The 24694-nt window shown below is 69.8% G+C and carries 25 protein-coding genes; 16 read left to right on the top strand and 9 right to left on the bottom strand.

What is annotated here, in order from left to right; all coding sequences use genetic code 11:
• The first annotated feature begins 440 nt into the window (after positions 1–440).
• Positions 441–1196 (top strand): Crp/Fnr family transcriptional regulator, encoded by a 756-nt coding sequence (locus tag BMZ45_RS17380; RefSeq protein WP_217643231.1) that lies wholly within the window; start codon positions 441–443, stop codon positions 1194–1196.
• Here BMZ45_RS17380 and BMZ45_RS17375 read toward each other — a convergent pair.
• Together BMZ45_RS17375 and BMZ45_RS17370 are read right to left on the bottom strand one after the other, a co-directional pair.
• Positions 1193–1897 carry a helix-turn-helix transcriptional regulator gene (locus BMZ45_RS17375; RefSeq protein WP_091637808.1) on the bottom strand — a complete coding sequence of 235 codons (705 nt, stop codon included), beginning with the start codon at positions 1895–1897 and terminating at the stop codon, positions 1193–1195. The two genes, BMZ45_RS17380 and BMZ45_RS17375, sit on opposite strands and share 4 nt — an antisense overlap.
• Positions 1898–2043: 146 nt before the next feature.
• Positions 2044–2763 (bottom strand): arylesterase, encoded by a 720-nt coding sequence (locus tag BMZ45_RS17370; RefSeq protein WP_091637807.1) that lies wholly within the window; start codon positions 2761–2763, stop codon positions 2044–2046.
• Between the two features lie 47 nt (positions 2764–2810).
• Between BMZ45_RS17370 and BMZ45_RS17365 the strand changes: the two genes are divergently transcribed.
• Together BMZ45_RS17365 and BMZ45_RS17360 are read left to right on the top strand one after the other, a co-directional pair.
• Positions 2811–3584: an ABC transporter ATP-binding protein gene (locus BMZ45_RS17365; RefSeq protein ID WP_091637806.1), complete on the top strand. Its 774-nt coding sequence runs from the start codon at positions 2811–2813 to the stop codon at positions 3582–3584.
• Positions 3581–6076 carry an ABC transporter permease gene (locus tag BMZ45_RS17360; protein WP_091637805.1) on the top strand — a complete coding sequence of 832 codons (2496 nt, stop codon included), beginning with the start codon at positions 3581–3583 and terminating at the stop codon, positions 6074–6076. The genes BMZ45_RS17365 and BMZ45_RS17360 overlap by 4 nt, the downstream gene beginning before the upstream one ends.
• A 51-nt stretch (positions 6077–6127) precedes the next feature.
• Here the strand turns inward: BMZ45_RS17360 and BMZ45_RS17355 are convergent, their stop codons facing one another.
• Positions 6128–6385 (bottom strand): hypothetical protein, encoded by a 258-nt coding sequence (locus BMZ45_RS17355; RefSeq protein WP_091637804.1) that lies wholly within the window; start codon positions 6383–6385, stop codon positions 6128–6130.
• A 72-nt stretch (positions 6386–6457) separates the two neighbouring features.
• A complete protein-coding gene (locus tag BMZ45_RS17350; protein ID WP_091637803.1) occupies positions 6458–7207 on the bottom strand; it encodes a hypothetical protein in 750 nt (249 codons plus the stop codon).
• 127 nt (positions 7208–7334) lie between these two features.
• On the opposite strand from BMZ45_RS17350, the gene BMZ45_RS17345 reads away from it, so the two are divergent.
• The 3 genes from BMZ45_RS17345 (at position 7335) to BMZ45_RS17335 (ending at position 9898) form a co-directional block, all read left to right on the top strand.
• Complete coding sequence (locus tag BMZ45_RS17345; protein ID WP_091637802.1) at positions 7335–8426, top strand: class I SAM-dependent methyltransferase; 1092 nt, start codon at positions 7335–7337, stop codon at positions 8424–8426.
• Positions 8423–9124 (top strand): pseudouridine synthase, encoded by a 702-nt coding sequence (locus tag BMZ45_RS17340; RefSeq protein WP_091637801.1) that lies wholly within the window; start codon positions 8423–8425, stop codon positions 9122–9124. The genes BMZ45_RS17345 and BMZ45_RS17340 overlap by 4 nt, the downstream gene beginning before the upstream one ends.
• 63 nt (positions 9125–9187) lie before the next feature.
• On the top strand, positions 9188–9898 hold the full coding sequence (locus tag BMZ45_RS17335; protein WP_091637800.1) for an HAD family hydrolase: 711 nt from the start codon (positions 9188–9190) through the stop codon (positions 9896–9898).
• A gap of 294 nt (positions 9899–10192) precedes the next feature.
• Here BMZ45_RS17335 and BMZ45_RS17330 read toward each other — a convergent pair whose 3' ends face one another.
• Entirely contained in the window at positions 10193–10735 is a 543-nt protein-coding gene (locus tag BMZ45_RS17330) for a DUF1415 domain-containing protein (RefSeq protein ID WP_091637799.1), read from the bottom strand.
• Between the two features lie 10 nt (positions 10736–10745).
• Entirely contained in the window at positions 10746–11228 is a 483-nt protein-coding gene (locus BMZ45_RS17325; RefSeq protein ID WP_056181266.1) for a YajQ family cyclic di-GMP-binding protein, read from the bottom strand.
• A 147-nt stretch (positions 11229–11375) separates the two neighbouring features.
• On the opposite strand from BMZ45_RS17325, the gene BMZ45_RS17320 reads away from it, so the two are divergent.
• The 5 genes from BMZ45_RS17320 to BMZ45_RS17300 all read left to right on the top strand — a co-directional run bounded on the left by BMZ45_RS17320 (position 11376) and on the right by BMZ45_RS17300 (position 15648).
• Positions 11376–12431 (top strand): NAD(P)-dependent alcohol dehydrogenase, encoded by a 1056-nt coding sequence (locus BMZ45_RS17320; protein WP_091637798.1) that lies wholly within the window; start codon positions 11376–11378, stop codon positions 12429–12431.
• Between the two features lie 110 nt (positions 12432–12541).
• Positions 12542–13069 (top strand): hypothetical protein, encoded by a 528-nt coding sequence (locus tag BMZ45_RS17315; RefSeq protein ID WP_091637797.1) that lies wholly within the window; start codon positions 12542–12544, stop codon positions 13067–13069.
• Positions 13070–13179: 110 nt separating this feature from the next.
• Positions 13180–14064 (top strand): DMT family transporter, encoded by an 885-nt coding sequence (locus BMZ45_RS17310; protein WP_091637796.1) that lies wholly within the window; start codon positions 13180–13182, stop codon positions 14062–14064.
• 68 nt (positions 14065–14132) lie between these two features.
• A complete protein-coding gene (locus BMZ45_RS17305) occupies positions 14133–15002 on the top strand; it encodes a hypothetical protein (RefSeq protein ID WP_091637795.1) in 870 nt (289 codons plus the stop codon).
• 199 nt (positions 15003–15201) lie between these two features.
• A complete protein-coding gene (locus BMZ45_RS17300; RefSeq protein WP_091637794.1) occupies positions 15202–15648 on the top strand; it encodes a DUF1801 domain-containing protein in 447 nt (148 codons plus the stop codon).
• A 124-nt stretch (positions 15649–15772) separates the two neighbouring features.
• Here BMZ45_RS17300 and BMZ45_RS17295 read toward each other — a convergent pair whose 3' ends face one another.
• The 3 genes from BMZ45_RS17295 to BMZ45_RS21365 all read right to left on the bottom strand — a co-directional run bounded on the left by BMZ45_RS17295 (position 15773) and on the right by BMZ45_RS21365 (position 18384).
• Positions 15773–17101 (bottom strand): Xaa-Pro dipeptidase, encoded by a 1329-nt coding sequence (locus BMZ45_RS17295; RefSeq protein ID WP_091637793.1) that lies wholly within the window; start codon positions 17099–17101, stop codon positions 15773–15775.
• A 184-nt stretch (positions 17102–17285) separates the two neighbouring features.
• Entirely contained in the window at positions 17286–17930 is a 645-nt protein-coding gene (locus BMZ45_RS17290; protein ID WP_091637792.1) for an OmpW/AlkL family protein, read from the bottom strand.
• A 229-nt stretch (positions 17931–18159) separates the two neighbouring features.
• The gene (locus BMZ45_RS21365; RefSeq protein WP_139215559.1) at positions 18160–18384 is read right to left on the bottom strand and encodes a hypothetical protein; all 225 of its coding nucleotides are present in this window, start codon (positions 18382–18384) and stop codon (positions 18160–18162) included.
• Positions 18385–18455: 71 nt separating this feature from the next.
• Between BMZ45_RS21365 and BMZ45_RS17285 the strand changes: the two genes are divergently transcribed.
• The 5 genes from BMZ45_RS17285 (at position 18456) to lpdA (ending at position 23877) form a co-directional block, all read left to right on the top strand.
• Entirely contained in the window at positions 18456–19244 is a 789-nt protein-coding gene (locus BMZ45_RS17285) for a DUF2884 family protein (protein WP_091637791.1), read from the top strand.
• A gap of 199 nt (positions 19245–19443) precedes the next feature.
• Positions 19444–20859, top strand: coding sequence for a dihydrolipoyllysine-residue acetyltransferase (locus BMZ45_RS17280; protein WP_091637790.1), 1416 nt, complete (start codon positions 19444–19446; stop codon positions 20857–20859).
• 26 nt (positions 20860–20885) lie between these two features.
• A complete protein-coding gene (locus BMZ45_RS17275; protein WP_091637789.1) occupies positions 20886–21365 on the top strand; it encodes a YybH family protein in 480 nt (159 codons plus the stop codon).
• Between the two features lie 21 nt (positions 21366–21386).
• Positions 21387–22076, top strand: coding sequence for a hypothetical protein (locus tag BMZ45_RS17270; protein ID WP_254776683.1), 690 nt, complete (start codon positions 21387–21389; stop codon positions 22074–22076).
• On the top strand, positions 22063–23877 hold the full coding sequence (lpdA, locus tag BMZ45_RS17265; protein ID WP_091637788.1) for a dihydrolipoyl dehydrogenase: 1815 nt from the start codon (positions 22063–22065) through the stop codon (positions 23875–23877). The genes BMZ45_RS17270 and lpdA overlap by 14 nt, the downstream gene beginning before the upstream one ends.
• Positions 23878–24694 lie beyond the last annotated feature (817 nt).

Genomic DNA, 24694 nt, shown 5'->3' with positions numbered 1-24694 from the left:
GTCGGGCGCGACACCCGACGCCGGACGCAAGGGATGCGGCGGCCCCCGATGCCGCGTCCGCGAGGCAGTCCGCCGGCGTCCGCGCCGGCAGTCGGCCCCGCACCAGCCCGGACCCGTCGCCGCCCACGCGGCCTCAGTCCGGACCCAGGGAACGACCGCGACCGAACCGCAGGCGGCCCAATGGATGGGCGCCCGCCGATCGCGGCACAGGCCGGCGCGGCTTCGGTTGGCGGCGGCAGGGGATCGAATATGGATCGTTCGTCACGCAGCGGCGGCCTCAGCCACCGGCGTCGCGGCGGCTGCATGCTTGCCTATCGCCGGTCATTCGGTAGCGACGGCTTCGCGGCGGTCGCTTTCGCGTTTTCGGCCCCATGGGCCATCGCCGAACCCGAGCGCGCCGACGCGCGCCCCCCGTCGCGCGTGTGGTCGTGCGCATGTGCATGACGCTGGACCGTTCCGCCAACGCACGCGCAAGGCAGTTGATCCTGGAGCAATCTCCGCTGTTTCAGGGCTTGCCCGACACCCTGCTCGAGCACGTCGCCCGCAACGCCACCGAACGCACGCTGCGCGACGGCCAGGCCCTGTTCCTCAAGAACGACCCCAGCGATTTCCTCGCCCTGGTCGCGCGCGGCCGGATCTACAAGATCCTGTACGGCCCCGACGGCCAGGAGCTGATCGTCGACACCATCGAGGCCGGCGAAACCGTCGACGAAACCGCCTTGCTCGACGCCAAGGACCGCAACTTCACCGCCATCGCCTACGGCCCCGCGCGCGTGCTGCTGCTGTCGCGGCGGCATTTCCCGGCCCTGACCTCCGAACCGGTGCTGCTGGAGCGCGCGCACGCGACCTTGTGCCTGCGCCTGCGCAAGGCCGTGGACAGCCTGGAGACCATGTGCCTGCATCGCCTGGAGTCGCGCCTGGCGCGCTATCTGCTGTCGATCATGCACGATGGCGGTCGCGCCGCGGTCGACGGCTTCGAGGTCGCGCTGCCGCCGACCCAGAGCATCCTGGCGGCGATGGTCAACGCCAGCCGGCCGAAATTGAACGCGCAGCTGCAGACCTGGCATCGCAGCGGCCTGGTCAGCCGGCGCCGCAACATCCTGCGCATCAACGATATCGACCAGTTCCGCTGCAAGGCCTATCTGGGCCGCGATTTCGCCCGCGCCGAACCGCGTGCGCGCGCCAAACCGAACTAGCGCTCGTCGGCGGGCAGGTGGGGCGCGTACAGCTGCGCGACCATCTCCTTGAGCAGCGCGCCGCGCCGGCGCGGCAGCGGGTCGGGCAGCACGTCCAGGGCGACGATGCGGTCGAGGCGGAAATGACGGTAGTCGCCGCGCAGCTCGCACCAGGCGCCGACCACGCGCGCGTGGTCGAAGAAGGCCAGCGCCAGCGGCCAGATCGTGCGCTCGCTTTCCTGGCCGTCGCCGCTGCCGTAGCGGATGCGCAGCTTGCGCTCGTCGCGCATGGCGTCGCGCACGCGCTGCATGGTGGTGGGCGCGCCGCGTTGGGCGTTGCTGGGCGACACCCATAGCCCGATCTCGCCGATCGCGTCGCGCAGGTCGCGCGGCGCGGCCGCGGCGATCTTGGCCAACGCGTTGCTGGCCGCCAGCGACAAGGCGCGATCGTCCTGGCGCTGCACCCAGCGCGCGCCCAGCACCAGCGCCTCGATCTCGTCCTGGGCGAAGTTCATCGGCGGCAGGAAGAAGCCGGGCCTGAGCAGATAGCCGACGCCGGCCTCGCCGTCGATGGGCGCGCCCAGGCTGACCAGGGTCTGCACGTCGCGGTAGATCGTGCGCAGCGACACGCCCAGTTCCTGCGCCAGGCTCGCCGCCGCGATCGGCTGGCGGTGCCGGCGCAGGGCCTCGATCAGATCGAACAGGCGTTCGGTGCGGCTCATGCGGCGACGGTGATGGGATGAGCTGCGCACGATAGCAAGCGCGCGGACGCGGCGCGCATGCGCGTGGCGTCGGACGCGCGGCGACCGCCGCCGCCGCAGTCGCGCGATCGTGGCCTACGCCGCTCCCGCAGCGCGTGTCGCCGCGCTCAGCGCAGCAACGGCCCCAGCTGGGTCCACACGTGATCGCGCAGTTTGGGTTGCGCGCTCGCGACCGGGTGCAGGTTGTCGTCCTGGAACGCCTGGCGATCCAGCGCGATCGGCTCCAGCAGGAACGGCAGCAGCGCCGCGCCGTGGCGCCGGGCGAGTTCGGCGTAGTTGCGTTCGAAGCCCTGGGTGTATTCGCGGCCCAGGTTCGGCGGCATGCGCATGCCGATCAGCAGCACCCGCGCCTTGGCGGCCTGGGCGGCGGCGATCATGCGCTCCAGATTGGCCCGGCTCTGCGCCAGCGGCAGGCCGCGCAGTCCGTCGTTGGCGCCCAGTTCGATCACCACCACCGCGGGTTTGTGGCGGGCGAGTTCGCCGGCGATGCGCGCGGCGCCGCCGGCGGTGGTTTCGCCGCTGATGCTGGCGTTGACCACGCGCCAACCCGGGCGGGTCTGGGCCACGCGTTGCGCGGTCAGCGCGACCCAGCCTTGCGAGGCCGCCAGGCCGTAACCGGCCGACAGCGAATCGCCCATCACCAGCACGGTACGCGCGGCCTTGGTCGCGGGCGCCGGCGCCGCGGCGGCCGGCTGCGCGCGCGCGGGCTGGGCCTGCAGCGGCGTCGCGATCAGGGCGCAGGCCAGGATCAGGGCCAGGGGCCCGGTACCGATGGCCCATTGAAGCCGGCGCCGCGATGCCGCATATCCTTGTTTATTAAGCGTCATTAATAAGGCCTCCGGATGATGTCGCTGGAGCAAGCATAAGGACGATCATGGCCGATTCCATTCAAGTGCACGCCGTACGCGCCGGTTCCGTTCAGCGTGATGCGGGCCGCCGCGGCGCCGCCCGTCGCGATGCCGGCGCCGACCCCGTTCATGGCGCGCCCGCGCTGCGCGTCGAAGGCCTGGGCAAGCGCGTCGCTCTGCCCGGCGAAGAGCTGACCATCCTCGACGGGGTCGGTTTCGATATCGCGCGCGGCGACACCGTCGCCATCGTCGGCGCGTCCGGCTCGGGCAAGAGCACCCTGCTGTCGCTGATGGCCGGCCTGGACACGCCCAGCAGCGGCAGCGTCGCCCTCGACGGCGAACCGTTGTCGGCGTTGGACGAGGATGGGCGCGCCCGCGTGCGCGGCGAGAAGGTCGGCTTCGTGTTCCAGAGTTTTCAATTGCTGCCCTCGCTGACCGCGCTGGAGAACGTGATGCTGCCGCTGGAGCTGCGCGGCGATCGTGAAGTCGAAGGCCCGGCCAAGGCGATCCTGGACAAGGTCGGCCTGGGCCAGCGCCTGGGCCACTACCCGCGCCAGTTGTCAGGCGGCGAGCAACAGCGCGTCGCCCTGGCGCGCGCGTTCGTGACCCGGCCCTCGCTGCTGTTCGCCGACGAGCCCACCGGCAATCTCGACACCCATACCGGCCAGGCCATCATCGAGCTGCTGTTCGAACTCAACGCCGACGCCGGCACCACCCTGGTCCTGGTCACCCACGACGAGCACCTGGCCCAGCGCTGCGGCCGCATGCTGCGCCTGGACAGCGGCAGGCTGGTGCCGTGAGGACGCTGGGGCTGGCCTGGCGCCAGCTGCGCCGCGACTTCAAGGCCGGCGACGTGCGCATCCTGTTCGCCGCGCTGGTGCTGGCCGTGCTGGCGGTGACCTCGGTGGGCTTCGTCACCGATCGCGCCGAGCGCGCGCTGGCGATCGAAGCCAACCGCCTGCTCGGCGGCGACGCCGTGGTCCGCGCCGATGCGCCCATCGCGGGCGCCTTGCGCACCGCCGCGCAGCGCGACGGCCTGCGTCGCACCGAGACCATGGAGCTGCAGACCATGATCCGGGTCGGCGAGCGCCTGCAATTGGGCGAGCTGCGCGCGCTGGGCGAAGGTTTCCCGCTGCGCGGCGCGTTCCGGGTCGCCGACCGCGGCGGCGAACGCGACGCCGACGGCGTGCCCGCGCGCGGCACGATCTGGATGAGCCGCGCCGGCGCCGACACCCTGGGCGCCGCGCTGGGCGACAGCATCGCGATCGGCGATGCGCGTTTCACCCTGGCCGCGCTGGTGGTGCAGGAGCCCGACGCCGCGCTGGACTATTTCAATATCGCGCCCAAGGTTTTCCTCAACCTCGGCGACGTGGGCGCCACCGGCCTGATCCAGGAAGGCAGCCGCATCCGCTATCGCCTGGTGATCGCCGGCGACGCCGCCGCGGTCGAAGCTTTCGTCGCCGCCGCGCGTCCCGCGCTGGGGCGCGGCCAGCGCCTGGAAACCATCAGCGACGCGCGCCCGGAAATCCGCTCCGCGCTGGACCGCGCCGGCCGATTCCTCGGCTTGGCCGCGCTGGTGTCGGTGGTGCTGGCGGCGGTCGCGGTGGCGATGGCCGCGCGCCGCCACAGCGAACGTCATCTGTCCGGCACCGCGGTGATGCGTTGCCTCGGTGCCAGCCAGCGCACTCTGGTCGGCGTGCACGTGGGCGAGCTGCTGATGCTGGGCCTGGTCGCCTGCACGGTCGGCGTGCTGCTCGCGTTCGGACTGCAGTGGCTGGTCGGCAGCTGGTTGGCGCAGGCCTTGAAGCTGTCGATACCGCCGGCCGGGCTGATGCCGGCGCTGCAGGGTTACGGCGTCGGCCTGGTCGTGCTGCTCGCGTTCGGCGCGCCGCCGGTGCTGGCGTTGCGCCGGGTGCCGGCGCTGCGCGTATTGCGCCGCGATCTCGACCCCACCGAGCCCAGCGCCTGGCTGGTCGCGCTGGCCGGTTTCGTCGGCCTGGGCGCGCTGCTGTGGTGGAAGGCCGGTTCGGCAACGCTGGGCACGGCGATGCTGCTCGGCATCGCAGGCACCCTGGCGGTGCTGGCGCTGCTGGCCTGGCTGCTGATCGTGGCGGTGCGCCGCCTGCGTTCGCGCCTGCGCGGTAGTCTGCGTTATGGGCTGGCCAACGTCAGCCGCCGCGCCGGCACCAGCATCGCCCAGGTGTCGGCGTTGGGCCTGGGCTTGATGGCTCTGCTGCTGCTGACCTTCGTGCGCACCGATCTGCTTGACCGCTGGCAGCTCGCGCTTGCCGCCGATGCGCCCAACCGCTTCATCATCAACGTACAGGACGACCAGCTCGCGCCGGTACGCGGTTTCATGAGCGAGCAGGGCATCGCGGCGCCGACCTTGTACCCGATGATTCGCGGGCGCCTGGTGTCGCGCAACGGCAAGGCGGTCACCGGCGCCGATTACGCCGATCAGGGCGAGCGCGCGCAGCGCCTGGCCGAACGCGAATTCAATCTGTCGGTGGCGGCGAAACTGCGCGACGACAACCGCGTCACCGCCGGCCGTTTCTGGGGCGAGGCCAAGCTGGCGCGGCCCGAGGTCTCGGTCGAGGAAGGCTTCGCCGAGCAACTGGGCTGGAAGCTGGGCGACCGGGTCGCGTTCGACATCGCCGGGCAGCCGTTCGAAGCCACCATCACCAGTCTGCGTAGCGTCGATTGGGAAAGTTTCCGCCCCAACTTCTTCGTGATCGCTTCGCCGGGTTCGATGGAGGGTTATCCGGCCAGCTACATCACCGCCGTGAGCGTGCCGCCGCAGCGCACGCGCTTCACCGCGGACCTGGTGGCGCGCTTCCCTAACCTGTCGGTGATCGACGTCGACGCCGTGCTCAAGCAGGTGCGCGGCACCGCCGACCAGGTCTCGACCGTGGTCGAAGTGGTGTTCTATTTCTCGCTGGTGGCCGGCGTGCTGGTCCTGATGGCCGCCGTCAGCGCCAGCCAGGACGAGCGCCTGCTCGAAGGCGGGGTGATGCGCGTGCTCGGCGGCAGCCGCCGCCAGCTGCGTCTGGCCCAGGCTTCGGAGTTCGCGGCGATCGGCCTGCTGTCGGGCCTGGTCGCGGCGACCGCGGCCTCGGTGTTGGCCGGCGTGATCGCGACCCAGGTGTTCGACCTGCCCTGGCGCGTGGACTGGGTCATGGCCGTGGTCGGCGCGGTACTGGGCCTGGTCGCGGCCTTGCTCGCGGGCCTGTACGCGACCCGGCGCGTGCTCGACGCGCCGCCGTCGGTGACCTTGCGCGAACTGCAGAACTGAACCCGCGCGACGCCTGCGTTCGCGTCGGCGAGCGCAGGCGCGTGACCGGCGTCAGGCCTCCGAGTGCGGCTCGGCCTGAAAGCGTCGCGCGTAACCGCGCTCCTCGGCGACGCGCTCGACCTCATCGTCGGCCAGCTCGGGCGCGGCATACACCGCATACGCGACCGCGCCCTCGCGTCGGCCGGTGTGGTGCAGCCGGTAACGCGGCCGCCCGCCGCCGGTGTTCTCCGGGTAGTGGCGCGGCGGCTGCGCGCCGTCCAGGTCGAGTTCGCTGTTGTCGACCATTCCGCCGATGAAAAGAGCTCGCATGCGTGGGCTTCCTTCGTTTTGCATGCAGCATGGCGCGGCCGATGTTGCGGTGGCATGAAGCCCGCGTTCGCGCTAGGCGGCTCCGCGCGTGCGCCGGAGCAGCCACAGGCCCTGCGCAAGCAACACCGCGGCGATCGCGAGTGCGATCCAGGCCGCGACCGGCGCGCCCGACAGGGGCGAGCGCGATTGCTGCACATACACGCCGACCAGGCCCCACAGCGCGGCCAGCGCGTACGCCCAATTGCCGCGCATGCGCGCGTTGAGGGTCAGCAACAATGCGGCGGCGACCGCGTACAGGCCCAGGCTCCAGGCCAGCATGTCGTCGCTGGGCAGCAGGCGATAGGCGACGATGGTCTGCGCGGTGTTCAGCAGCGCGGCCAGCGACAGCCAGCCGGCATGCAGCGACAAGGGCAGCCAGGCCAGCCAGCGCTGGCCGGGCAGGGGGCTGGGATCGCGCGACAGGCGCAGCGCGCACCAGCCCAGGCAAGCCAGCGCGGCCCAGATCACCAGCAAGGCCAACCAGAACCATTGCCGCGAGAACACCGGCATCCACAGCGCGGTCAGGGCGAAGCCCGCGGCCGCGACCGGACGTATGCGCGCCAGGGTGGCGTCGTGCTCGCGCCGCGCTTGCGACTGCCAGAACGCGAACAGGGCATCGCAGAGAAAGATCGGGCCCCAGATCGCGAAGGCGTAGCCGGCGGCGACCAGCAGCGTCGGATAGCGGTCGGACAGGGTGCCGTTGTCGGGGCCGAACGCGCCGCGTTGCGACCACCATGCCACCAGCGGCATGGACAGGGCGGAGAGCAGGACTAGCAGGCGCATGGCGTCGCTCCTCGGGACCGGCCCGCACCCTAGCGCGGAGCGGCGTGAAGGCGGCGCAGTGGCCGGCACGGGCGTCCGCGCGCTGCGACAGGTAAAATGAATCGGATGATCCGCATTCGACCCTGCCGTGCGCGCTGACGCACCCGATAACGCCCTCGAAACCCTGTTCCTGCCGTTCGCCGAAGGCCGGTTGAGCTGGCCTGCACAGGGGGGAGCGCTGTTCCTGCGCGCGCGCGACGGTTGGTCGCTGCATGCGCAGCCGCGCCCCGGCCTGGTCTGCGAGCAAAGCTTCAAGCCGCAGGCCGAGGCGCTGCGGCGCTCGGGCCTGAGCCTGGACGAGGACGACGGCATGCGTCGTTACCCGCTGGTGCTGATGCTGCCGCCGCGCCAGCGCGACGAGGCGCGCGCGCTGATGGCGCGCGCGCTCGCGCGCACCGCGCCGGGCGGGCGCGTGGTCGCCTGCATGAGCAACGACGAAGGCGCGCGTTCGGGCGAGACCGATCTGGGCAAGCTGGTCGGCCCGGTCGGGCAGTTGTCCAAGAACAAATGCCGGGTGTTCTGGAGCGCGCCGCTGGACGGTCCCGCCGACGCGGCGCTGGCCGCGCAATGGCAGGGCCTGGACGCGATCCGGCCGATCCTGGGCGGACGTTTCCAGAGCCGGCCGGGCGTGTTCGCCTGGGACCGCATCGATCCGGCCTCGGCGCTGCTGGCCGCGCATCTGCCGGCGGATCTGGCCGGGCGCGCGGCCGATTTCGGCGCGGGCTACGGCTATCTCGCCGCCGAACTGCTCGCGCGTTGTCCGCGCATCGTCGCGGTGGATCTGTACGAAGCCGAAGCGCGCGCGCTGGATCTGGCGCGGGTGAACCTGGCCGCTGATCGCTTGCCGGCCTCGGCGCGCGAGGTCGCGCTGGACTATCGCTGGCAGGACGTGACCGCCGGCGTCGACGCGCGCTACGACGTGATCGTCAGCAATCCGCCGTTCCACGCCCAGGGCCGCGCCGAACGCCCCGACATCGGCCGCCGCTTCATCGAGGTCGCGGCGCAGGCGCTCAATCCCGGCGGCCGGCTGTGGCTGGTCGCCAATCGCCATCTGCCCTACGAGGGCGCGCTGGAGACCGGATTCGCGCAGGTGCGCACGGTCGCCCAGCAGGGCGGTTTCAAGATCGTCGAGGCGATCAAAGAGGCCGCGCCCGCGCGCGGCCGGGCGGGGCGCGCATGAAGCTGGTCAAGTTGATCGGCAATCTGGGTTACGGCAGCCGCAAGGAAGTCGCGGCGATGTTCCGCGAAGGCCGCATCACCGACCCGGAAGGCGAAGTGCTGTATGCCGACGATCAGGTCGGCCATGAGCGCATCCGCATCGACGGCGCGCCGCTGGATCCGCCCGCGGGTCTGGTGCTGATGCTGCACAAGCCGGTTGGTTACACCTGTTCGACCAAGGACCCCGGCCGCATCGTCTACGACCTGCTGCCGCCGCGCTTCCGTCTGCGCTCGCCGCTGTTGTCCACGGTCGGGCGCCTGGACCGCGACACCAGCGGTCTGTTGCTGCTCACCGACGACGGCGGCCTGCTGCATCGCATCGTCTCGCCCAAGGCCAACCTGGCTAAGGTCTACGAGGCCAGCCTCGCCGCCGATCTGCGCGGCGACGAAGCGGCGACCTTCGCCAGCGGCACGTTGATGCTGGAGTCGGAAAAGACGCCGCTGGCGCCGGCGACGCTGGAAACGCTGACGCCGCGCCAGGCCCGGCTGGTGCTGACCGAAGGTCGTTATCACCAGGTGCGGCGCATGTTCGCCGCGGTCGGCAATCACGTCGAAGCGCTGCATCGCAGCCGCATCGGCGGCCTGGGCCTGGACGAATTGCCGTCCGGGCAATGGCGCGCGCTGGACGCGGCCGATCTGGAGCGATTGTTTGGCGGTTGAACCGGCCGCCGCCGTTCACCGCCCGCGGCTGTCGTCGCGGGCCGACATCCTGCAGGACCCAAGATGCTGACCGACACCGCGCGCGCCGCCGCGCTCGAGTTCCTTCCCGCCGCGGTGCTGTTCGACATGGACGGCACCATGATCGAAAGCGAAGCGGCGTTGCTGGAGTGCTGGCGCCAGGCCGCGCAGGATTTGGGCTACGACCTGGAAGATGGCTTGTGGCTGTCGATGGTCGGTTTGCACGACAGCGCCTGCCACGACCTGTTGCGCACGCGCCTGGACGAGGCGCAGGTGCAGGCGCTGCTGCGCACGATGCAGGCCTTGTACGACGTGCGCGTCGATGCCGGGCTGCCCGTGAAGCCGGGCCTGATCGACTTGCTGGACCGCCTGGCCGCGCAAGGCATGGCGACCGCGGTGGTGACCTCCACGCGCCGGCCGCGCGCGCTGTACAAGCTGGAGCGCGCCGGCCTGCTCGCGCATTTCGCGCTGGTGGTCGGCGGCGACGAGGTCGCGCATCCCAAGCCCGCGCCGGACATTTACCTGCTGGCGGCGCAGCGCCTGGGCGTGGACCCGGCAGGCTGCGTGGTGCTGGAGGACTCGCCGGCCGGCGTGCGCGCGGCGCTGGCCGCCGGCATGACCCCGATCCACATTCCGGACCTGGTCGCGCCCAGCGCCGAGGTGCGCGCGCTGGGCCATCGCATCGTCGCCAACATGGGCGAAGCCCACGACTTGCTGGCGCCGTGGCTGCGCGATGAGGCGCTGGCGGGCCTCTAGGGGGCGGGCGTGATTCCCTGCTCCTTTGAAATGGAGGCTAGGGCGATTGGCTACTGCCTGAGTAGCAACGGCGAACAGCAAATCTCCCCTAACCCCTCTTTTTCAAAGAGGGGGACCAGGCGCAGGAACGGCCTGGGCTCGGGGCACGCAACAACGTTTGCAGACCCTCCATGTCGCATCCCCCCTTTGAAAAAGGGGGGCTAGGGGGGATTTGCTTCTGCTCGAATAGCAACAGCGAACAGCAAATCCCTCCTAGCCCCAAAGCGGAGGGTCGATGGCAGGAGCGGTCCGGTCTTAAGGCGACAACAACTTGCGCCAGCCCTCGATGCCGAGCTTCTCCAAGGTCTCCAGATTGCGCTCCACGATCACCTCCGGATCCGGGAACGCGACCACCGCGCGTTCGACGCTGGCCTCGCGCAGCAGGTGCAGCATCGGATAGGGCGAGCGGTTGCTGCAGTTGCCGACCTCGTCGTAGGCGGTGTCGGCGAACTGGTAGTCCGGATGGAAGCTGGCGACCTGGATCTCGCCGTCCAGCTCCAGCGCCTCGACCGCGGCGTCGGCGGTGTCGAGGAAATCGTTGTAGTCCAGGAAATCCGTGAGCACGCGCGGATGGATCAGCAAGGTGGTGTCGACCTCGTCGGGCTCGGTCTGCTGCAGCCGGACCAGTTCGTAGGCCAGCTCCTCCAGCAGGGCTTCGGGCGTGGTCGCCTCGCTGAGCACGTAACGGACCTGGTCCTTGGCCACCACCGCCTTGGCGAACGGGCACAGATTCAGCCCGATCACCGCCCGTTCCAGCCAGCGACGGGTGGCGACGATAGGTTCGGCTTCGGCGTCCATGGCCTGGGGCTCAGTCGCGGAAATTTTCGAACTGCAGCGGGCGCTCGAACTCGCTGGCCTTGAGCAGGGCGATCGCGGTCTGCAGGTCGTCGCGCTTCTTGCCGTTGACGCGCAGCTTGTCGCCGTTGATCTGGGCTTCGACCTTGAGCTTGGCGTCCTTGATCGCGGCCACGATCTTCTTGGCCAGCTTCTGCTCGATGCCCTGTTGCACGGTGATCTTCTGGCGCGCGCCGGCCAGATTGGTCTCGATGTCGCCGAATTCCAGGCAGCGGCCGTCGATGCCGCGCGCGATCAGGCGCGCGCGCAGGATGTCCTGCATCTGCTTGAGCTGGAACTCGCTGGGCGCGGACTGGTTGATGAACTTGTCGTCGAGCTCGAACTTGGCCTCCACGCCCTTGAAATCGAAGCGGGTGGACAGCTCGCGATTGGCCTGGTCGACGGCATTGGTGAGTTCGTGGGTGTCGACTTCGGAGACGACGTCGAAGGAAGGCATGGCGGTATCCGGATCGGTGCTGCGGGTGGGGAGGTAAAGGGTAGCGCAGGCGCGCAGCCGCGGCACGTAGCGTTGCGCGCGCATTGACGGCGGGCCCACGCGGGCCTGGCTAAACTGAGGGCCTTGCTCAGCCACCGGACCCCGCACATGCTCAAGACCGCCGCCTACGCCGCCGCCAGCGCCCAGTCGCCGCTGGCCCCGCACTCGATCGAGCGCCGCGAGCCCGGTCAGAACGAGGTCCTGATCGACATCCTGTATTGCGGCGTCTGCCATTCCGACATCCACCAGGCACGCGACGAGTGGGGCGGCTCCATCTTTCCGATGGTGCCGGGCCACGAGATCGTCGGCCGCGTCGCCCGGATCGGCGCCGGCGTCGACAAGTTCCAGGTCGGCGACGCCGTCGGGGTGGGCTGTTTCGTCGATTCCTGCCGCGAATGCCCGCAATGCCGCGACGGCCTGGAGCAGTACTGCGACCAGGGCATGACCGGCACCTACAACTCGCGCGAACGCACCGGCGGCGCGCCCACCTACGGCGGCTACTCGACCCGGATCACGGTCGATCAGGACTACGTGTTGCGGATTCCCGCCTCGATCCCGCTGGACCGCGCCGCACCGCTGCTGTGCGCGGGCATCACCACCTATTCGCCGCTCAAGCACTACGGCGTCAAGGCCGGCGACCGGGTGGCGGTGGTCGGCCTGGGCGGCCTGGGCCACATGGCGGTCAAGCTGGCGGCGGCGATGGGCGCGCAGGTCACGGTGCTGAGCACCTCGGAGTCCAAGCGCGAGGCCGCGCTGGCGCTGGGGGCGCAGGACTTCGCCGCCACCCGCGATCCGGCGGTGTTCAAGCGGCTGTCGCGATCCTTCGACTTCATCATCGACTCGGTGTCGGGCGAGCACGACTACAACGCCTACCTGTCGCTGCTGAAGGTCGACGGCACCATGGTGCTGCTGGGCATCCCGGAAACCCCGGCGCCGGTCGCGGCGGGCATGCTGATCTCCAAGCGCCGGCGTCTGGCCGGTTCGATGATCGGCGGCATCGCCGAGACCCAGGAAATGCTGGATTTCTGCGCCGAGCACGGCGTGGCCTCGGATATCGAGCTGATCGACATCGCCCGGATCAACGAGGCTTACGAGCGCATGATCAAGGGCGATGTGCGCTACCGCTTCGTGATCGACATCGCCAGCCTGGAAAACGCGGCCTGATCGCGACTGCGGCGGGTTCGCTTCGCTGTCTGGGGGGAGCCGCTCCCGCAATGGAGCGGCGGCGCCTGCGGTCGCGCGCCCCGCCCCGCGCCATCGTCTAAGCTGGCCGCATGCAACTGCTGCTGATCCCGCTGCTCGTCCTGCTCATGATGCTGCTCGGGGCCTTGCTGCTGCCGGTGGCGCTGATCCAGCGCTATCGCTACGGCAAGTCGCGCCGGCGCGCGATCGCTTGGACGATTTCCCTGAACCTGGTGGCGACCTTCGCCTCGCTGCTGCTGTTCTTTCTCAGCGCCTGGATCGTCGGTCACTGGATCGCCGACGCCAGCGTCTACGCCGCGGTCGGCGTGGCGCTGGGTCTGTTGCTGGGCGTGACCGGGCTGGCCCTGACCCGGTTCGAGCCCGAGCCCGGCGGCCTGTACTACACGCCCAATCGCTGGCTGGTGCTGGCGCTGACCCTGATCGTCGCCGCGCGCCTGGGCTTCGGCCTGGTGCAGGCGTTGCACTTGTGGGGGCAGCAGGACGCGCGCGACGCCTGGTTGTCGCGCCAGGGCAGCCTGCTCGCGGTCGGCGGCATGATGCTGGGCTACTACCTGAGCTACGCGTTCGGATTGCGCCGGCGTTGTCGACGCTTGGCCTGATCGGGCCATGACGCCGGCCGCGATTGCCGGCAAGATGGGCGTTCGCCTCCCCCGGCCGCGGACATGACGCCCGACTTCCCTTCCAACGCCGTACGCGGCGACGCGGCCGCATGAGCGCCGATCGCAAGCGCCAGACCCGCGCGGCCTTGAGCATGCTGGCCGCGGTCGGCCTGTTCGCGGTGATGGACGCCGGACTCAAGCTGCTCAGCGCGCGCTACCCGCCGTTCCAGGTGGCGTCCTTGCGCGGCGCAGCCTCGCTGCCGTTCGTGCTGGCCTGGGCGCTGGCCACGGTGGGGCCGGCGGCGCTGCTGCGCGTGCGCTGGTCCCTGCATCTGCTGCGCGGCGTGCTCGGCATCGGCATGATGGCGGCCTTCGTGTACGCGCTGCGCACCCTGCCGCTGTCCACCGCGTACTCGATCTTCTTCGTCGCGCCGCTGCTGATCACCGCGATGTCGGTGCCCTTGCTGGGCGAACGCGTCGGCCCGCGTCGCTGGATCGCGATCGCGGTCGGTCTGATCGGCGTGCTGGTGCTGCTGCGCCCCACCGGCGAGGGCATGCTCAGCCTGGCTTCGTTGGCGGTGCTGGGCGCCGCCTTGGCCTATGCGATCAGCGCGATCACCGTGCGCCTGCTGGCGCGTACCGACAGCACCCAGGCGATGATGGTGTGGCTGATGGCGATGCTCGCGATCGGTGCCGGCGCGCTGGCCTGGCCGGATTGGGTCGCGATCCGCGGCGCGGATCTGTGGCTGATCCTGGGCGTCGGCGTCGCCGGCGGTCTCGGCCAGTACGCGATCACCGAAGCCTTCCGTCTCGGCGAGGCCTCGCTGATCGCGCCGTTGGAATACACGGCTCTGGTCTGGGGCGTGCTGCTCGACCTCAGCCTGTGGGGCGTGCTGCCGGACGCGATCACCTGGGTGGGCGCGGCGATCATCGTCGCCAGCGGCCTGTACCTGCTGCGTCGCGAGCGCGTGCACGCCGAATCCGAACATCCCTGAATCGGGCTCTGGCCGGGCCCAGCCCGGTATCGCGTTTGCCTGTCTGTCTCCACACACAGGCAGGCTCGATGAAAACGTTCAGGACGAACTCCGTCACCGGCAAGCGCGCAGCGGTCGCGCTGCTGCTCCTCAGCGCGGTGGCGGCCGCGACGGTATGGGCCTATCAGCGCCCGGGCGATCAAGTCGTATTGGAACCGGTGAAGCAGGGCGCGGATATTCCCGCCGGCAGCCGTCAACGCAAGCTCTCGCTCAGCGCCGCCAAGGCCGCCGCGCCGATCTCGATCGCGGGCGCAGCCGTTACCGACGAGGACGTCGGCGACAGCGACTCCTTCGGCCGCAATCTGCGCTGGCTGGGTTTGGCCGATATGGCGGTCGAACTCACCGACACTTGCCCGGGCACCGACCCGGATGCGGGCTGCCAGGTGCTCAATCCGGCGCCGGCATTCACCTCGTTCGCGTTCGAGGATCTGGGCCACATCACACTGCCGGGCAAGTCCACCCAGTCGCTGCTGTGCTACTGGTTTTCGCCGGTGCTGACCGTGCGCTACGCCAATCCGACCGCGAACCCGGTACTGGCGCGCTTCCGCTATTCGCCGACGCTGACCATCGAGAATCCGGTCCTGGCCACGCCCGGCCTGATCGACCCGACCACGGGCCTGCCGTTCAACGGCAAGCTGCTGACCGGCATGACCTCGTCGGAAATGTTCGAGGTGCCGCTGGCGGCGGGCGTGGCGTTCACCGAACGCTCGCGCGACTCGGCGGTGTGCATCGCCGGCTTCATCAGCCGCAAGTCGCTGGCCGACACCTACGGCCTCAGCGACGCCCAGATCAAGGAATTCTTCAAGAAGCCCACCACCGTGCGCATGAACATCAGCGGCAACGCGCAGTACGTGGAATCGGCCTCGCTCTACTTCGGCTTGCGCATCATCGGCGACTGAGGTCGCGGAGAGTCATTGGCGGCAGGCGCGGGGATGGGGGGCGCGCCTGCCGCCAGCTTTCGCCGCGCCGCGCCATGACGGCGCGGCGCGATCGGCGTAGCGTCCGCCATAGTCCCGCACCGAACGCCGCCATGCGCCACGATCCCGCTACGCTCAGCGATGCCCCGTTGTCAGGTTCGCGACCGCGGAGGCCGGGCTGATGGCCAGCAGCGCCGCCAAGACGGTTGCGGCCTACTTGGCCGAACTCGCGCCCGAACGACGCGCCGTGGTCGCGGCCGTACGCGACCTGGTCAAGGCGCATCTGCCGCCGGGCTATGTCGAGGAGATGTCCTACGGCATGATCGCCTGGAACATTCCGCTCGCGCGCTACCCCAAGACCTACAACGGGCAACCGCTGTGCTACGCCGCGTTGGCGGCGCAGAAGAACGCCTACTCCCTGTACCTCAACTGCGTCTACGCCGACTCCGAGCGCGAGCGGCGCCTGCGCGAGGCCTATGCGCGCGCCGGTCTCAAGCTCGACATGGGCAAGAGCTGTCTGCGCTTCAAGTCGCTGGACGGCCTACTGTCGGACGAGGTCGGCACGATCATCGCGTCGACCTCGGTGGAGCAGTACATCGCGATGTACGAAGCGAGTCGCAAGGGTTAACTGGCGGCACAGCAAATCCCCCTCGATCCCCCTTTTGCAAAGGGGGAAGACAAGCGTGCCCTCGGTCGTATGTCGTTCCCCGTTTGGAAAGGGGTTTAGGGGATTTGTCTTTAGTGCTTGCGCCCTACGGCGCCACCGCCTTCGCATCCCGCACCACCACCTCGCCGCCTTTCATCACGAACAGCGGCTGCGCGTCCAGGGCGTGGATGTCGGCGAGCGGATCGCCGCTCACCGCGACCAGATCGGCGTAGCGGCCGGCTTCGACCGCGCCGACCTTGTCCGACCAGCCCAGCAGCTCGGCCGCGTCCGAGGTCGCCGCGCGCAGCGCCTGCATCGGCGTCATGCCCCATTCGACCATCTTGGGGAACTGCTTGCGGTTGTCGCCGTGCGGATAGACGCCGGCGTCGGTGCCGAAGCCCATGCGCGCGCCCGCGTGCACGGCCTTGCGGAAATTCTCGCGCTGGGTGCGACCGACCAGCTTCTCCTTGTCGATCATCTGCTGCGGGAAGCCCAGGCGCGAGTACTCGGCCAGGATGTAGTCGTCGTTGTAGACGTCCATGACCAGCCAGGTGCCTTTCTGCTTGGCCAGGCGCAGGCCTTCGTCGTCGATGAAACTGGCGTGCTCGACCGAGTCGACGCCGGCCAGGATCGCCATGCGGATCGCCTCGGCGCCGTGCGCGTGCGCGGCCACGCGCTTGCCCCAGCGGTGCGACTCGTCGACGATCGCGTTCATCTCTTCCTGGGTGTACTGCGGCGCGCCCACCGAGGCCTCGGCGCTGAGCACGCCGGCGCCGGCCATGAACTTGATCACTTCGGCGCCGTGCTTGACGTTGTCGCGGACCTTGGCGCGCACCGCCTCGACGCCGTCGGCGACGCCGGTGGCGTTGTGGAATTCCAGATAGGGCGAGAAGCCGGTGTTGCCGTCGATGTGGCCGCCGGTGGCGCCGATCGCCAGGCCCGAGGGCAGGATCCGCGGGCCCTGCAGCCGGCCGCGCTCGATCGCGCGCGCCAGGGCGACGTCGATGTATTCGGCCGAGCCGACGTTGCGCACGGTGGTGAAGCCTGCATGCAGGGTGCGTTCGGCGTAGAGGTGCGCGGTCACCGCATCGTCGATCGGGCTGCGCTTGAGGATGTCCTCGAAGTAGTTGCCGGTGCCGCTGGTGGAGTCGCCGGTGATGTGCACGTGCAGATCGATGAAACCCGGCAGCAGAGTGGCAGACCCCAGGTCGATCAGCTCCATCCCGGCCGGCGCCTCGCCGCCGCCGGATACGCCGACGATCTTCTCGCCCTCGATCAGCACCAGCGGCCGCTCGATCACGCGCTGGTGGGCGGTGTCGATCAGGCGCGCGGCGCGCAGCGCGATGCGCTTGGGCGCGGCAGGCGCTTCGTTCGCAAGCGCCTCGGCGCCGGGCAGCGCGAGCAGCAGCAGGGCAAGCAGGACGGGTAGACGCATGGCGGCACTCGGCTGGGGCGGAAGCTGCGAGTGTAGCCACGCGCGCGCGCGCGCAGCAGTGCGCCAGCGCCGGATTCGGCGCCGGCGCGCGGCGGGCGTGGATCGGAACCGACGGCGACGCACAAAAAGGGCGGGCCCCGTCGCCGGGGCCCGCCTGTTGTCGCTGCGTGTTGCCGCGCTGGTCTTAGAAGCGCGCACCCAGGCCGACACCCAGGACCACCGGGTTCAACTCGGCCTCGCCGACCTTGACACCGTTGACGCGTGCGTCGGACTTGCCCTGCAGGTAGCGCACGTCGGCGCGCGCGAACCAGGTCGGGTTGATGTTGAGGTCGACGCCGGCGGTGGCCATCGCGCCCTTGGCGGTTTCCACGCCGATGCGCTGGCCGGCCAATGCGCCGGTCGGCTCGGCCTTCTCGCCGCTGTAGTTGGACTCGTAGTAGCCCAGGCCCACGAACGGACGCACGACCTTGTCCGGCGCGCCGAAGTGGTACTGGCCGCTCACGGCGTAGGGCTGCGCATCGACGCTGCCGGCCTTGGCGCCGTTGAGGTTGACGCGGTGACCGAACTTGTCGGCCGCGCCCCAGGCTTCGACCGCGATGTTGTCGGTGATGTAGTAGCTGGCGCTGAGGGTGGCGGCGCCATCGCCGTCGGCCTGGGCGCGGGCGCCGGCGATCGACGGGTTCTTGGTCGGCTCGGACAGGGCGTAGCCGCCGACGACGGCGAAACGCTTGCCCGCCGCGGTGCCGGTGTCGGCGTCCTGAGCGAAGGCGGCCGGGGCAACGGCCAGGGTGCCCAGCAGGGCGAGGGTCAAATGACGAAAACGCATCATGGCGTGGACTCCTTAAGTTTCTTTTGTGAGCCTTGGGGGAGGCGTGCGCAGGCTAGGACTTCGCGCATGAACCGTGCTTGTTTCGCGAGCGCGCGGCTCGGAACTTTTGCGCGCGCGGCGTCGCGATCGCCGTCGCGCGGCGGTGCCCGCAGTGATGAACCGAGCTTGAAAGGGCGCGCCGAGCGCGCCGCTTCCTGGCTGAACGAGCACGCCGCGAACGCTGCGCTGGTCATGGCGCGGCTGTGCGCAAACCGCATCGCAGCGGGCTGCGTATGGAAAGGAGTCGCGGCGCGCGGCGATGCTGAATATCGGCCGAAGCGCGAACCGTATGGAGGCCGTCGCTCACGCGCATACCGATGATCGTCTTGAAATCGCGGCGCGCGGCGCTTTGCAACCGACCATGAACGCTGCCGTTTGTCGCGGCGCCGCTGCGCCGCGCCATGACGAAGGTCACGCTCCCCACCGGCAGGGGACGCGCCGCCGCGCGCACGGCATGATGGCCGCATCCCGACATGGAGTTCGACGATGCGCCGCCCTGCCCAGATCCGTCCCGCCCGTTCCCTCGCGCCGCGTCTGCTGGCGCTGACCCTGCTGGCCTTGTCCTGCGGCGGCGCCTGGGCCGCGGAGATCGAGTGCAACGTCGAGAGCGACTACGAGCTGACCCTCAACGAGCGCAGCGTGATCTTCACCCGCGACACCGGCACCCCCAAGGCGATCGTGATGCGCCAGGGCCGGCTGTTCGTGGACGACAAGTGGCTGAGCCTGAGCGCGGCCGACAGCCGCCGCATCGCCGATTTCGAACAGCAGACCCGCGCCGCCATGCCCGAGGCCCAGCAGATCGGGCGCGAGGCCGCCGAGATCGCGTTCACCGCCCTGGGCGAGGTCGCGGCCAGCTTCAGCAGCGATCCCAAGACCGCGCGCGCCAAGATGGACAAGGCGCGCGCCCAGATCGACGCACGCCTGGCGCGCTCGGTCACGCCGACCCATTTCAACGGCGACGACCTGGGCGAGGGCATCGGCGACGCCGTGGCCGAGGTGATCCCCAGCCTGATCGGCGACATCGTCGGCGGCGCGATCGGCGCGGCCTTCAGCGGCGACGAGACCCGGCTCAAGCGCCTGGAGAACCTGGACGCGCAGGTCGAGGCCAAGGTCAAGCCGCGCGCCGACGCCCTGGAAGTGCGCGCCGAGAGCCTGTGCCGGCGCATGGTCGAGCTGGATCGGATCGACGATTCGCTGGAAGTCCGCCTCGACGGCAAGCCCTTGAATCTGATGACCGCGAAGGCCGAGCGGAGCAAGGTCACGACCAGGAAGTAAGCGCGGCGGGCCTCGACGCGCCTGCGGCACTGCCTTTCGGCACGAATGCCGCGGTCGCGCCCGCCTGGCCCCGACCGGGCCGCGCGCCCGCGCGGCCCCAGTACCCGCCCGTACGCGCAAGCCGCCAAAGGCCGCGGTTGGCGTGGCTGGCTCCAGCAGCCACAATAGGGTTTTCGCGCATTTGCGGAGCCCCACGATCATGGCTGAGCTGAAGGAAGCACGCGTCCCCGACATCGGCGACTACGACGGCGTCCCCGTCATCGAATTGCTGGTCGCGGTCGGCGACACGGTCCAGCAGGACCAGGGACTGGTCACGCTGGAGTCCGACAAGGCGACCATGGAAGTCCCGGCGCCGTTCGCCGGCATCGTGCGCGAGCTCAAGGTCAAGATCGGCGACAACCTGGCCGAAGGCAGCGTGGTCGCCCTGATCGAGCCCAGCGAGGGCGCCGCCGCCGCGACGCCGGCCGCCGCCGAAGCGCCGAAGGCCGAGCCGCCCAAGGCCGAGGCGCCCGCCGCTCCGGCTGCGGCCGCGGCTGCGCCGGCTGCCGCGCCCGCTCCGGCACCTGCCGCTGCTGCGCCCGCCGCGCCGGTCGCCCTGGCCGGCGCCGGTGCCGGCACCGATCCCGAAGCCATGCCGCCGCGTACTCCGCCGGTGGCCTTCACTGCCGACGAACTGCTGCCGGACAAGGTGCCCTACGCCAGCCCGGCGGTGCGCCTGTTCGCGCGCGAGCTCGGTGTCGACCTGGGCCGCGTCGCCGGCAGCGCGCGCGGCGGCCGCATCTCCAAGGAAGACGTGCAGTCCTTCGTCAAGGGCGTGATGCAGGGCGGCGGTGGCGCGCCGGCCGGCGCGGGCGCCGCGCCCGCGCTCGGCGGCGGCCTCAACCTGCTGCCCTGGCCCAAGGTCGACTTCAGCAAGTTCGGCGAGACCGAAACCAAGCCGCTGTCGCGCATCCAGAAGCTGTCCGGCGCCAACCTGGCGCGCAACTGGGCGATGATCCCGCACGTCACCCAGCACGACGACGCCGACATCACCGACCTGGAAGCGCTGCGCGTGGCGCTCAACAAGGAGAACGAGAAGGCCGGCCTCAAGCTGACCATGCTCGCGTTCCTGATGAAGGCCAGCGTGGCCGCGCTGCAGAAGTACCCGACCTTCAACGCCTCGCTCGACGCCTCGGGCGAGAACCTGACCTTGAAGAAGTACTTCCACATCGGCTTCGCCGCCGACACCCCGAACGGCCTGGTCGTGCCGGTGGTGCGCGACTGCGACAAGAAGGGCGTGCTGCAGATCGCCAAGGAAACCGGCGAACTCGCGGCCAAGGCGCGCGAAGGCAAGCTCGGCCCGGCCGACATGAGCGGCGGCTGCTTCTCGATCAGCTCGCTGGGCGGCATCGGCGGCACCGCGTTCACCCCGATCGTCAACGCGCCGGAAGTCGCGATCCTGGGCGTGTCGAAGTCGGCGACCAAGCCGGTCTGGGACGGCAAGCAGTTCGCGCCGCGCCTGATCCTGCCGCTGTCGCTGTCCTACGACCACCGCGTCATCGACGGCGCCGCCGCCGCGCGCTTCACCGCATACCTCGGCCAGCTGCTGGGCGATATGCGGCGCGTGCTGCTGTAAGCGGCCGCGCGGCGCCGGGCGCGATCATGCCGATCCGACTTCGCCACTGCGCGATCGGGCTGTTGCTTGCCGTCGGCCTGTGGGCGACGGCGGCCTCGGCCGCCGATGCGCCGCCGCCGCGCAACCTGCAGGCGACCTTGGACGCGCACCTGGCGGCGATCAACGCGCGCGACTTGGACGCCCTGCTGGCGACGGTCACTCGCGGCGATAAGCTCACCCTGATCCTGCCTAACGGTCAGGTGCTCGACACCCGCGAGCAGTTCCGCCAGTTGCATGTCGACTGGTTCGCCGAGCAGGACTGGCGCATGCGCTTCCAGATCCATTCGGTGCGCGAGCTCGGCGACGTCGGGGTCGCGTTGGTGAAGTACGAATCGCAGACCCGGCAGCCCGACGGCGCCTATCAGACCCGACGCAGCGCCTGGCTCAGCCTGGTGTTCGCCAAGGAGTCCGACGGCTGGCGCCTGGTGTACGACCAGAACACCGTGATTCCCCCGACCACGCCCTGACCCAGGATCCCGACAGGCCCCATGAGCGACTCCCGCGCCTTCTCTGTTTCCGCCTTCGCGTTAACGATCACCGCACTGTTGCTGGCCGCGCCACTGGCGTACGCCGCCGACGAGTGCAAACCCGAACTGGGCCGCGGCTGGCCGCCGGCGACCGAGAACCACGGCAGCGCGGTCGAACGCCTGTTCGCGGCCGGCGCCACGCCCACGCTCAGCCTGACCACCCTGCCGCGCTACAGCACCGAGAGCGGCCTGCTGCTGATCCCGGGCGAGGGCGATGCCGATTGGCGCCTGCGCTACGCCGAGGCCGACGACCGCGTCGCGTCCTGGAGCGGCGGCACCCTGCGCATGCGCGTGGACCAGGAGCCGGAAGTCGCCGAAGTGCCGATGCCGGCCGCGCTGGCCAAGCGCATGGTCGCCGACTGGCGGCGCGCGCTGCGCGCGACCGTGCCCGAGGACCGCGCCGCGAGCTTCCACGACGAGGACACCCTGCTGTTCATGGTCGACGGCATGCGCGTGAGCGGCCTGCTGCCCGAGTGCGGCGCCGGCGAACTGCTGATGCGGCAGAGCGAACTGTTGATCAAGGCGACCGACGACGGCAACGAGCGGCGCGCGCGCCGCTGGACCGAACTGTCGGCGCAACTGGACGAACTGGACCAATGGCTGGCCGGCAATGCCGCCGCCGGCGCGGGAGTAGCGAATGGCAACGATTGAAGTCAAAGTCCCGGACATCGGCGGTTACGACGACGTACCGGTCATCGAGTTGCTGGTCGCCGTCGGCGACACGGTCAAGAAGGACCAGGGCCTGGTCACGCTGGAGTCGGACAAGGCGACGATGGAAGTGCCCTCGTCGGCCGACGGTGTGGTCAAGTCGATCAGCGTCAAGCTCGGCGACAAAGTCGCCGAAGGCACGGTGATCGCGGTTCTGGAAGCCGCTGGCGAGAGTGAGGCCAAGGCTGCGCCCGCCGCTGCCGCGCCTGCACCGGCGAAGGCCGCCGAAGCCGCGCCCGCGCCGAGCGCGCCGACTGTGGCTGCCGCGCCCGCGACGCCAGCGCCTAGCGCCGCCGCGTCCAGCGGCCGCAAGGCCGACGTCGAATGCCGCATGCTGGTGCTCGGTTCCGGCCCCGGCGGCTACACCGCCGCCTTCCGCGCCGCCGACCTGGGCCTGGATACGGTGCTGGTCGAGCGCTACGCCACCCTCGGCGGCGTCTGCCTCAACGTCGGCTGCATTCCGTCCAAGGCCCTGCTGCACGCGGCCGCGCTGATCGACGAGACCTCGCATTCGGCCGACATCGGCCTGGATTTCGGCACGCCCAAGATCGACCTGGGCAAGCTGCGCGATTTCAAGCAGAACAAGGTGGTCGGCCAGTTCACCAAGGGCCTGGCCGGCATGGCCAAGCAGCGCAAGGTGCGCGTGGTCACCGGCACCGGCCGTTTCGTCTCGCCCAACGAATTGGAAGTGCAGGGCGACGGCGGCAGCCAGCTGATCCGTTTCGAGCAATGCATCATCGCCGCCGGTTCGCAGGCGGTGAAGCTGCCCGGTTTCCCCTGGGACGATCCGCGCGTGATGGATTCCACCGACGCGCTGGAACTGGCGGAGGTGCCGAAGAAGTTGCTGGTCGTCGGCGGCGGCATCATCGGCCTGGAAATGGCCACGGTCTATCGCGCCCTGGGCAGCGAAGTCACCGTGGTCGAGTTCATGGACCAGCTGATGCCGGGCGCGGATCCGGACCTGGTCAAGCCGCTGGCCGATCGCCTGAAGAAGCAGGGCGTGGCCGTGCATCTCAAGGTCAAGGCCGCCGGCACCGAGGCGAGCAAGCAGGGCATCAAGGTGTCGTTCGAACCCGCGACCGCGGGCGGCAGCGCGCCGGAGGCGCAGCTGTTCGATCGCGTGCTGGTCGCGGTGGGCCGCGCGCCCAACGGCGGCAAGCTCGACGCCGACAAGGCCGGTGTGCAGGTCACCGAGCGCGGCTTCATTCCGGTCGATCGGCAGATGCGCACCAACGTGCCGCACATCTTCGCGATCGGCGACTTGGTCGGTAATCCGATGCTCGCGCACAAGGCCACCCACGAGGGCAAGCTCGCGGCCGAAGTCGCCGCCGGCGAGAAGAAGGAATGGGTCGCGCGGGTGATTCCGTCGGTGGCTTACACCGATCCGGAAATCGCCTGGGTCGGCGTCACCGAGACCGAAGCCAAGGCCAAGGGCTTGAAGGTCGGGGTCGGCAAGTTCCCCTGGGCCGCAAGCGCGCGCGCGCTGGGCCTGGGCCGCAGCGAGGGTTTCACCAAGTTGATCTTCGACGAGGCCACGCACCGGGTGATCGGCGCCGGCATCGTCGGCGTGCACGCGGGCGATCTGATCTCGGAGTTGGCCTTGGCCATCGAGATGGGGTGCGAGGCGTCCGACATCGGCCACACCATCCATCCGCATCCGACGCTCAGCGAGTCGGTGGCGATGGCGGCGGAGGTGTACGAGGGCACGATCACGGATCTCTACATTCCGAAGAAGAAGGCGTAATCGCGCCCATCCGTTCCCTCTTCCGCTTGCGGGAGAGGGCTGGGGTGAGGGCGGCGGCGCCGCAGGCGCAACGGCTCTTGCTCTTCGCGTCGTTCGTCGTACACGACCGAACGCCGACCACTTGCTCCTAGCTCCTAGTTCTTTAGTTCTTTAGCTCTTAGCTCTTAGCTCTTAGCTCTCAGCTCCCTCCTTTGAAAAAGGGTGAAGCCGTGCGGCTTACGAACCGCAGGTTCGTGCACGGGTGAACGCCGGCAGGCTATGCCTGCTGGCCGGGCGGGTTGGGGAGGATTTGCTGTTGTTTCGCTTTCGTCTTTTCAGACCGAAGGTCAAGGGCTTCCGCCTGCTGCGCATGCGGGTCACTTGCCGTTGCTTCTAGCTCCCTCCTTTGAAAAAGGAGGGTTGGGGAGGATTTGCTTTTGCTGTTGCTTCGTCGGCTAGGTCCGAAGGTCAACAGCTTCCGCCTGCTGCGCATGCGGGTCACTTTCTCTTGCTAGCCCAAGAGAAAGTAACCAAAGAGAAGGGCTAGCGTGACCAAACCTCCCCTGCGGGTTCGGAGCTGGCGCGGGGATTTTTCGAATGGACATCCCTGTCCATTCGAAAAACGGCGCGCGTCCTGCGCGCCGCCCTTCGGGTCTACGGTTGGTCGTGTGAGTGCGGGGCTTTTGGGCTTCAATGCCGGGGCAACGGCAACGGCAACGGCAGCCGCAGCCGCAGCCGGAGCCGGAGCCGGAGCCGGAGCCGGAGCCGGAGCCGTTAGGCGGATTCGCCGATTAGAACGCGAACGTTACGCCGGCCATGGGGCCTTTGAAGCGCTGGT

The organism is Lysobacter sp. cf310, from assembly GCF_900114355.1.
Classification (GTDB): Bacteria; Pseudomonadota; Gammaproteobacteria; order Xanthomonadales; family Xanthomonadaceae; genus Lysobacter.
This window is presented reverse-complemented; position numbering and strand designations above follow the sequence as displayed.